7 protein-coding genes and 1 pseudogene are annotated in these 9,119 nt (G+C 65.6%); all 8 read left to right on the plus strand.

Translation table 11 applies throughout. The annotated features are described in order from the left end of the window. The first annotated feature begins 89 nt into the window (after positions 1 to 89). The 8 genes and pseudogenes from AUJ55_07770 to AUJ55_07805 all read left to right on the plus strand — a co-directional run bounded on the left by AUJ55_07770 (position 90) and on the right by AUJ55_07805 (position 9,119). Positions 90 to 863, plus strand: a complete 774-nt coding sequence (locus tag AUJ55_07770) for a hypothetical protein (GenBank protein ID OIO56902.1) — start codon at positions 90 to 92, stop codon at positions 861 to 863. Beyond that, positions 851 to 1,246 (plus strand): hypothetical protein, encoded by a 396-nt coding sequence (locus tag AUJ55_07775; protein ID OIO56903.1) that lies wholly within the window; start codon positions 851 to 853, stop codon positions 1,244 to 1,246. Before AUJ55_07770 ends, AUJ55_07775 begins: the two co-directional genes overlap by 13 nt. Before the next feature lie 514 nt (positions 1,247 to 1,760). Continuing rightward, positions 1,761 to 3,668, plus strand: a complete 1,908-nt coding sequence (locus tag AUJ55_07780; protein ID OIO56904.1) for an asparagine synthase (glutamine-hydrolyzing) — start codon at positions 1,761 to 1,763, stop codon at positions 3,666 to 3,668. Beyond that, entirely contained in the window at positions 3,665 to 4,855 is a 1,191-nt protein-coding gene (locus AUJ55_07785) for a hypothetical protein (GenBank protein OIO56905.1), read from the plus strand. The genes AUJ55_07780 and AUJ55_07785 overlap by 4 nt, the downstream gene beginning before the upstream one ends. A 4-nt stretch (positions 4,856 to 4,859) precedes the next feature. After that, on the plus strand, positions 4,860 to 6,035 hold the full coding sequence (locus tag AUJ55_07790; protein OIO56906.1) for a hypothetical protein: 1,176 nt from the start codon (positions 4,860 to 4,862) through the stop codon (positions 6,033 to 6,035). A 34-nt stretch (positions 6,036 to 6,069) separates the two neighbouring features. Beyond that, complete coding sequence (locus AUJ55_07795) at positions 6,070 to 7,491, plus strand: hypothetical protein (protein ID OIO56907.1); 1,422 nt, start codon at positions 6,070 to 6,072, stop codon at positions 7,489 to 7,491. A 15-nt stretch (positions 7,492 to 7,506) separates the two neighbouring features. Continuing rightward, a complete protein-coding gene (locus AUJ55_07800; protein ID OIO56908.1) occupies positions 7,507 to 8,727 on the plus strand; it encodes a hypothetical protein in 1,221 nt (406 codons plus the stop codon). A 192-nt stretch (positions 8,728 to 8,919) separates the two neighbouring features. Next, a pseudogene (locus AUJ55_07805) lies at positions 8,920 to 9,119 on the plus strand (hypothetical protein).

Below are 9,119 nucleotides of genomic sequence, written 5' to 3' on the forward strand. Positions count from 1 at the left end.
GCCGCCCTGGCTTTGAGCGCCTGCGGGCGCAAGGCCGATCCGGTTTGGCCCTTCGATGACCAGCCCCCCCAACAAGAGCAATCGGCCTCATGAATCCCCTTCCTTTTCTCAAAGGCTCGGGGTTGGGCAACGACTTTGTGATCGTGCGGGCCCAGGACGGCTGGGATTCCCTCTCCCCCGAACGGGCCGCCCGCTTGGCCGACCGCCGCACCGGAATCGGCTGCGATCAGGTGTTGTGGCTCCTCCCAGCGGCCAACGCCCAAGCCCAGATGTTGGTGTTCAACGCCGATGGCGGGGCGGCGGGGTTTTGCGGCAACGGGCTGCGGGCGGTGATGGGGGCTTACATCCTCGGACTCTGGGGCGAGCCGGTCGACCACCCCCGCATTTTGGCCGCCGGGCAGATCCTCGAAGGCTGGGCCGGGCGGGAGGGGGCCATCGCCTGCACCCTGCCGCCGGTTGTCGTCAAAGGGTGCGATGCGGTGGCCGCAAACACATTTACCGACGTCGATTTGGGCAATCCTCACGCGGTCTTCATCGGCGACGATCTGCCCGACCTAGAAACCCTGGCCGCCCCTTTGAACGGCCACCCCCGCTATCCCGAGGGGGTCAACGTCGAGCGGGTGGCGAGGGTTTGGGAAGAGAGGGGGGCGCTGCACGCCGAGGTCCGCATTTGCGAGCGCGGCGTCGGCGAAACCCCCGCCTGCGGCTCGGGGGCGACGGCGGTCGCCGCAGTGGTGGGGCAAGGGCGCCCCGTGACCATCCACATGCCGGGGGGAGGGCTGCACTTCAGCCCTGCATCCGCCGGGGGATGGGTCATGGAAGGGGCGGTCGCATTTCCTTTTTCGGGAGTGTGGCGGGGTTAAAAGATTGGTGGTGCCGGGGGTTGGTTGACGGGGCGGCTTTTGGCGCCTGGGTTCAAGACAAGGAGGCTGTCATGCTGAAAAACGTTTGTCCCCATTGCAGCAACGAATTCTGGAATCCCATTCACAAATCGGTTGAGGGCATGAGGGGTTGGCACTGGCGGCTGCGCATGCCCCATTGCCCCCACTGCGACACCCTGCTGCGGGTGACCAAGGCGGCCAAGTGGTACCAAATGGGGTGGCTGGTCGCTTTTGCGGTGCTGCTGAATCTTGTGGTCGCCCACCCCGAAAGCATCAGCCCCTACCTCCCGGTTGTGGTGGCCTTCGCGGTGGCCGCCAACCTGTGGTTGCACCACCGGTTGCCGATGTACGAGCGGGCCGAATAGCCCCAAGGGTGGGATGCGCCGCGACCAAGGCGCATCCCACCCTCCGCTTCAAATGCCCTACTTCACCACAAAATTCGACACCTGCGCGCTCGGTGTCGCCCCGCCGTTGACCCGAATTGTCCCCACGTAGATCCCCTGAACCGACCCCCCACGTCCTTCTCTTGAAGCGTTAGTGTCACGTCGGTATCGACACTTATAGTGAGTGGACATGGCAACACATTAAGGAAACGCCGATTCAAGGCCTCCTGTCTTTTTCAGCAGGGCTTCGGCGACGGGGTCGCCTCCTACGACGGCGCTGCTTCGGCGACAGGGTCGCCTCCTACGACTGCATTATTTTGGTAACCCATCCCTGGGTCGCTCGGAAGCGCCATTAAATCAGCGCTTCCTTAACGGAAATGCACGTGGAAAAGGTCGGGTTCGCTGTGCCCCCGATCAATCTCCCCCTGACCTACCCCCCCTCCTCGGGCATAATCCCCCCGCTTTCGGACGTCCCCCCAACAATAAGGAGCCCCCTATGTGCGGCATCGCCGCGATCCTCCATCCCGCCGCCATTGCCCCCCCCGACGAGACGATCCTCGGGCAGATGCTCGACCGTCTGGCCCATCGCGGTCCCGACGGCTCTGGCTCGGCGCGGATCGAGGGGGGTGGGGCGGTGGCCCATTTGGGGCATCGCAGGCTTTCGATCATCGACCTGAGCGCGGGGGGGCGGCAGCCGATGGCGACCCCCGACGGACGCTACACCCTCATCTTCAATGGCGAGATCTACAACCACAGCGAACTGCGGGCCCGGCTCGAAAAAGAGGGGGTCGACTTTCGCAGCCACTCCGACACCGAGGTGCTGCTGCACTGGCTGCTCAGCCGGGGACGGGAGGGGATGGACGACCTGCGCGGCATGTACGCCTTCTGCCTGTTCGACAACCAAAGCGGCGAGGCGTGGCTGGAGATCGATCCGGTCGGCATCAAGCCGCTGTACTGGAGCGAGCAAAACGGCCGGTTGATCCTCGCCTCCGAATTGAAGGCGCTCTTCCCCTTGATCGACAAACCGCAGCTCGATCCGGCGGGGCTGGCCCAATTTCTTCACCGCATGGCGATCCCAGCGCCGCAGACCATCGTGCGCGGGGTGTACAAACTCAGGCCGGGGCAGGGACTGGTTTGGCATCCCCAGCGCGGCATCACCAAGCTCGACCCGAATCCACTGCCGGTGGGGCAGGACGACGGCGATCCCAAACGCAGCTGGGGCTTTGTGCGTCAGGCGGTGCAGAGACGCTGGGTCGCCGACGTTCCGGTGGGGGTCTTCCTCTCGGGGGGGCTCGATTCGGGGGCGATTGTCGCAGCCAGTCGGGAGCTGCGGGGCGAGCATCCGGTCGAGACCTTCACCATCGGCTACGACGCGCAGTACGCCAGCTTCAACGAGGTCGACCCCGCCCGGTTGGTCTCGCAGTTCCACAACACCACCCACCACGAGCAAACCGTCACCCCCGATGTTGCCGCCGAGCTTGCGCAGATCGCCTGGCATCTGGATGAGCCCTTTGCCGACTCCTCGCTGCTGCCGACCTGGTGGGTCAGCCGCCACGCCAGCCGGTTTGTGAAGGTGGCGCTGTCGGGGGTGGGGGGGGACGAAACCTTCGGTGGCTACCCCCGTTACATGGGGATGCGGGCGGCGGGCCATTGGCAGCAATTGCCGCTGGGGCTGCGCAAGGGGTTGGGGCGGCTGGCCGAGCGGTTACCCGAATCTGAAACGGCCACCAACTACGGCGGGCGGATCAAGCGCTTCCTGCGCGACGGCGCCCTCGATCTGGGGGCGCAGTACCTGCGCTGGACCTCGTTCGACGATGGCCACCTCGGTCGGCTGCTGCCCCACGAGATGATGGTCGAGCTGCACGACCGGGGGCTCGATCCGGCCACCCGCGATTTGGCATTGATCGACGGGCTGCTCAGCCGCCTGCCCCCCAGCGAGGCGGCTGCGGTCTTCGATCTGGTCGGTTATGTGCCCTCCGACCTGCTCACCATGGCCGACCGTCTGTCGATGGCCCATGGCCTTGAGGTGCGGGTCCCCTTTTGCGATGTCGACCTGATCGCCCACGCCACGGCGCTTGCTCCCAAAGTCAAGTACGCAGGGGGCGCGCTTAAAGGGCATATGCGGCGTATGCTGCGCGGTCGTTTGCCCGATTCGGTGCTCAAGGCCCGCAAGCAGGGGTTCATGGTGCCGGTCGCCCCCTGGATGAAAGGGGCGCTCAAAGATCTGGTGGAACAAAGTGCCAAGGAGGTGGTGGCGCGGGGATGGGTACGGGAGTTGTGGGCGGTACGTATTCTTCATGAACATCACACCGGGCGGCGCAATCGCTCCGACGAGTTGTGGGCCTTGGTGATGTTGGCGCAGTGGGGTAAGTCGGTGTGGGATACGAGGGGAGCACGACCATGAGGATTCTGTTCATTGCCGATGTGTGTGCCAGTGTGGTGACCGGTGGGGGGCCTCGGGCGTTGCGGGCTCAGGTTGACGGCTTGAGCCGTCGTGGCCACGAGGTGGTGATCCTGACCAAAAGTTTGCCCGGCAAGAGTGAGACCCCCGAGGTGACGCTGCCGTGTGGTGCGCGGGAGATCCAAGTCCCCTGGGGGGGCGGGCGTGGCGCCCGCGATGTGCTCACCCTGCGGGCCGACGCTCGGCAACGGCTGGGACTGCTGCTCGACACCTGGAAGCCCGAGCGGATCGTGGTGCAACAGCCGCTGCTGGCGGGGGGGGTGATGAGCCATCCCGGTTTGGCGGGGATCCCCTGGCTCTACGTCTGTTATTCGTTCGCCTTTGAGGAGTACGCCACCCGCGACGACGGCATCGCCCTGAAGCGGACCGTCGGCTCTTGGTGGCTGCGCCGCGAAGAGGCGCGGTTTTACAAAGAGGCCGAAAAGGTGGTGGTGCTTTCGGACTTTACCACCCGCCGACTGGCCGAGGTCTTCGGGCGGGGCAATGGGGTGGTCAAGATCTCCGGCGGGGTGGCGGGGGAGCGCTTTCGCGCCATGGAGGATCAACGCCCCCAACTGCGTGCGCGCTGGGGCATGAAAAGCCCCACCTTTTTGACGGTGCGCAATTTGGTCGCCCGCACCGGGGTTGATCTGCTGGTCGACGCTTTTGCCCTGCTGCACGGGCGCCATCCCGGCATTCAACTGTTGATTGCCGGAACCGGGGCGCTGGAGGGGCAAATCCGGGCGCAGATCGCCGCCAAGGGTTTAGAAGATTCGGTGCGGATGCTCGGGTTTGTTGAGGAGGACGACCTTCCCGGCCTCTACGCCGCCGCCGATTGTTTTGTGTTGCCCACCCGCTTTATGGAGGGGTTCGGATTGGTGACGGTCGAGGCGCTGGCCTGCGGCACCCCGGTGGTGGCGACCCCGGTGGGGGCCAACCACGAGGTAGCGGGGGGGTGGCGTAACGACGCGGTGGTCGACAGCCTTGAGCCCACCTCGTTGGCCTCGGGGATGGAGCGGGTGCTGCGGGTGCTTGAACGGGACGAAACCGGAGTGCGCGCCTCGGCGGCGAGCTATGGGGCCAAGTTCACCTGGCGGCGCCATGTCGACAAGCTCGAAGAGACCCTGATGGCGCTGCAAGGGGTCCAGTAATTCGATGGCCGCCCCCCATGTCGTCCACATCATCACCCGCTTCGATGGCGGCGGCTCGGCGGTCAACACCTGGGCGACGGTGATGGGGATGGTGCGGCGGGGGTGGCGGCAAACCCTGATGTTTGGCCCCTCCCATGAATCGGCCATGCGTCCCAGCGAGGCGAGCCGAGTGGCCGAGATGCGGCGTCAGGCCGAGGCTGCTGGGGTCGGCCTGATCGAAATCCCCCACCTGCTGCGCCGCCCCGCCCCCCTGGCCGATCTTCTGGCGGTGCGCAAACTCAAAAAACTGCTGCATCGCTTGCACCCCGACATCGTCCACACCCATACCTCCAAGGGGGGATTTCTCGGACGGCTGGCGGCCCGTGGCGGCCCGTGGCAGGTGCTGCACACCCCCCACGGTTCGATTTTCGACGGTTACTTCCCCCCCCCGATCACCTGGATCTTCACCCAGATGGAGCAGCTCTCGGCCCGCTGGTGCGGCCCGTTGGTCGCCCTGACCGAAGGCGAAAAAGACGATCAACTCGCCCACGGGGTCGGGGTTGCCGAGCAGTGGCGGGTGATCCCCAGCGGCGTCGATCTCTCCCCGTTTTTGGCGATCGACAAGTCCGAAAATCCCTTAACACAAAAACGCTGGATTTCGGTGGGCCGCCTGACCCCGATCAAGGGGATGGACCGGGCGATCCGGGCGCTGGCGGTCGCCGATTCCGACACCACCCTGACCCTGGTGGGGGAGGGGGAGGAGCGCGGCAACCTTCTGCGTTTGGCCACCGAGCTCGGGGTCTCAGAGCGGGTCATCCTGGCCGGATTCCACGAGGATCTCGCCCCTCGGTTGGCCCAGGCCGATTGTTTTGTGTTGCTGTCGCGCAACGAGGGGATGGGGCGGGCGGTGGTCGAGGCGATGGCGGCGGGGTTGCCGGTGGTGGTGGCCGACGTGGGGGGGATGCCCGAGCTGGTTGTCGCCGGTGGAGGGGCGGTGGTGCATGGCGACGATGCCCCCCAGGTGGCGGCGGCCTGCGCCCGCTTGTGCAACCCCGAGGCGGCGCGGCAGGCCGAGAGGGTCAACCGGCAGCGGGCCCGCACCTACGATTTAAACACGATGCTCGACGGGCTGGAGGGGCTTTACCGACAAATGCTGGCCGGTCGCCTGGACTTGTCGGACAAGTCGGGCCGGTCAGACTAATCCTCTTCTCGATCAACCCACCCAGGTGACCTTCATGCGCCTCCCTTTGTTGCCCTTGCTGGCCCTGCTTGCCGTGTTGCTGCCCCATGCCGTTCAAGCTGGCCCCCTCGACCATGGCAAACTGCGGGTGTTGCTCGACACCCGTTCCAGCTTTTCGGATGGGGCGCAAACCCTGGACGAACTGGCAACCTTGGCCGAACAGCGGGGGGCCGACGTGCTGGTGCTGACCGACCACGACCGCTACGCCATCCGCGCCGCCATCCCAGGCTTCGAAGAGCTGCTGGGTTGGACGGTTGAAAAACCCTCGATCAACGCCATGGGGGCCGACCGCTACCTTGAGGGGATTGCCGAGGTTGGCCGCCGCCATCCCAAGCTGCTCATCATCCCCGGCGCCGAAAGCGCCCCCTTTTATTGGTGGAGCCTCGAAAACGGCTCCCGCCCCACCGTGCACGACTGGGAACGTCATCTGATGACGATCGGTTACACCCGACCCGAGCAGATCGCCGACCTGCCGGTGGCGGGCAATCACGCCAGCACCCGCACCGTTGGGGTGCTTTGGTGGCATCCCATTCCCGGTTTGATGTTGCTGGTGTTGGGGATGTGGCTGCGGGCCCGACTGTCGCGCCATTTGGGGACGATCTTTGTGGCGATGGGGCTGGTGGCGATGCTGGGCAACCAACCTTTTCGCCCCATTCCCGAATCGATGTTCGACGACCAAGCCGGTTGGATCCCCTACCAACGGGTGATCGACGCCTCGCGCAACCAGGGCATTCCAATCTTCTGGAACCACCCCTACACCAACTCCGGGGTCCGCTCCGAGGGTCCGGTCGACGTCCACACCCCCCCCTATCCCGAAGCGCTGATGCAAACCTTTGGCTACACCGGCTACAGCGTCGTCTACGGCGACACCGATCCGACGGTGGAGCCGGGGGGAAGCTGGGATCTGCTCAACTTGGCCTACCTGGCCGGAACCCGAAGCGCGCCGGTTTGGGGGGTGGCGATTGGCGACTTTCATGCCGACGGCGAGTCGAACGAGCTGCTCGGCAACTTCCCGACCTTGGTGGAGGCGCAGCCCAACATGGAGTCGGTGGTTTCGGCCCTGGCCTCGGGCAAGATGGTGGCGATCAGCTGCGACGCCAAGCAGCCGATCTCGGCCTGGGCGACCCTGCAAGATTTAGAGGGGATGAAAGAGGCGGGGCCGGGGCAGTGGCTCAAAAGCCTGGGGGTGCCCGAGGTCGACGGTTGGATCGAGCGGCTGGTGCCGGAGCAGAGCCCGCTGCCCGCCATGCTGGTGGTCAACGGTCGGGTCGCAGCCCGCTGGCTGCAAGAGGTCCCTGGCCCCTTTCATGTGGCGTTGCCCGAGGATGTCGACCGGGGTTTTGCCCGGGTGGTGATCGGCAGCGGACGGGAGATCGTGCGCACCAATCCCATCTTTTTTGAACGTATTTCACCTTAAAGCCCAGGTTTTCGGATGAAACGTCTCCGTCTTCCCGCCGCCATCCTGGCGGGTACCGCCTTGATGATCGCCCTGCTGATCGCCACCCGTCCCACCCCACCCCCCCCCGAAGGGGTCGACACCCGGCCTGAGGTGGGGGCGGTGGTGGTCGAGCCGAGCACCGAAATCCTGCAACGGGAACTCCAGGGGGTGGTCCGTCCCCGCTCGGCGGCGGTGCGGGTGGCCGAGGCGGCGGGAAGGATCGTCGCCCTACCCGAGATCGGCAGCCGCATCGCGGCGGGGCAACCACTGTGGCGGATGGACGACACCCTAGCCCGCGCCCAGCGCGAGTCGGCCAGAGGGGCGGTGCTTCAGGCCGAGGCCAACCTTGAGTTGGAGCAGGCGGCGGTGGCCCGCGACCGCTTGATGCTCGACCAGCTTCAAGCCCGCTTCGCGCTGCAACAGGCCGACGAACAGCGGCAGATCTCTTTAAAAGAGAAGGGGCAGTCCTCCGACATGGTGGTGGAGCAGGCACGGGTCAAAACCCTGGCGCTCAAGGGGGAGCTGCTCAATTTAGAAAACGGGGTCGCGGGGGGGGCGTCGCGCATCGCCATCCGCCAGGGGGCGCTGGTTCAGGCGCGGGCGCAGCTACGTCAGGCCGAATACCAAGTGGGTTTGCTCCAGCCTACCCTCGATTTTGCGGTGACGATTCAGGCGCAGCGGGCCGAGGTGGGGGGCTTTATCCCCCTCGGCTCCCCGGTGGTCGAGATCGACGACGGCCAGCCCTGGCGGGTCACCGTCCCCCTGGGGGTCGAGGGATTAAGCCGGGTGGCGCCGGGCAGCGCGGTGGCGTTGACCGATCCCGAGGTGGAGGGGGTGGCACGGGTGGAGTCGGCGGCCCGCATGGCCGATGCCCAGACCCATACCGGCCCGGTCACCATCACCATCGACCGCTCTGCCCCGGTGGTGGGGGGGCAAGTGGTGCGGCTGCGCCTGCCGCTGGGGCAGATCACGGGTCTGTTCGTCCCCGACCGGGCGGTGCAGCGGCAAGGGCTGCCCGACGACGAGGGGGGCAAACCCTACCTCTACCTGGTCGACGCCTCCGGCCACATCGAGCGCCGCTTCATCACCCTGGGCGACCGGGTAGGCTCGATGCGGCTGATCGCCAAGGGGATTCAGGTGGGGGAGACGGTCGTGGTGCGGGGGATGGATCTGGTCCGGCCGGGGGTTGAGGTGCGGGTGAAGGGGGGGGATTAAGGGCCGCAGGAATGAAGGTTTCGTAGGGTGGAAGAGCGCAGCGAGGTGTGCAGGCGGGGGTTATTCAATCGGCGTTTCAGGCTTGCCTTATCCTGAATCCGTGTCCATTTTCATGTAAACTCTTGATCCACAAGAGCTAATGCCCGTTATTGGATTCACCCGCCGGGTGAAAGGGCAGGGTTGGGAGGTATCGTGGTTAAGTTTGAGATTCGCCGGTTGCCCTATGATTTGACCGCTCATGGTGGCCTTCCTTTGGTGGGGCAGCACCTCAAACGACACGCCCTTGTGGATCAAGTCATCGATCCGTTGTACCCGATCCAGGGCAACAAAGGTGGGTTATCGACCGGCTCCATTGTGCGGTCGTATCTTGGTTTGTTGTGCACCGCCAAGTC

Source organism: Proteobacteria bacterium CG1_02_64_396 (assembly GCA_001872725.1).
Taxonomy (GTDB): Bacteria; Pseudomonadota; MNWR01; order CG1-02-64-396; family CG1-02-64-396; genus CG1-02-64-396.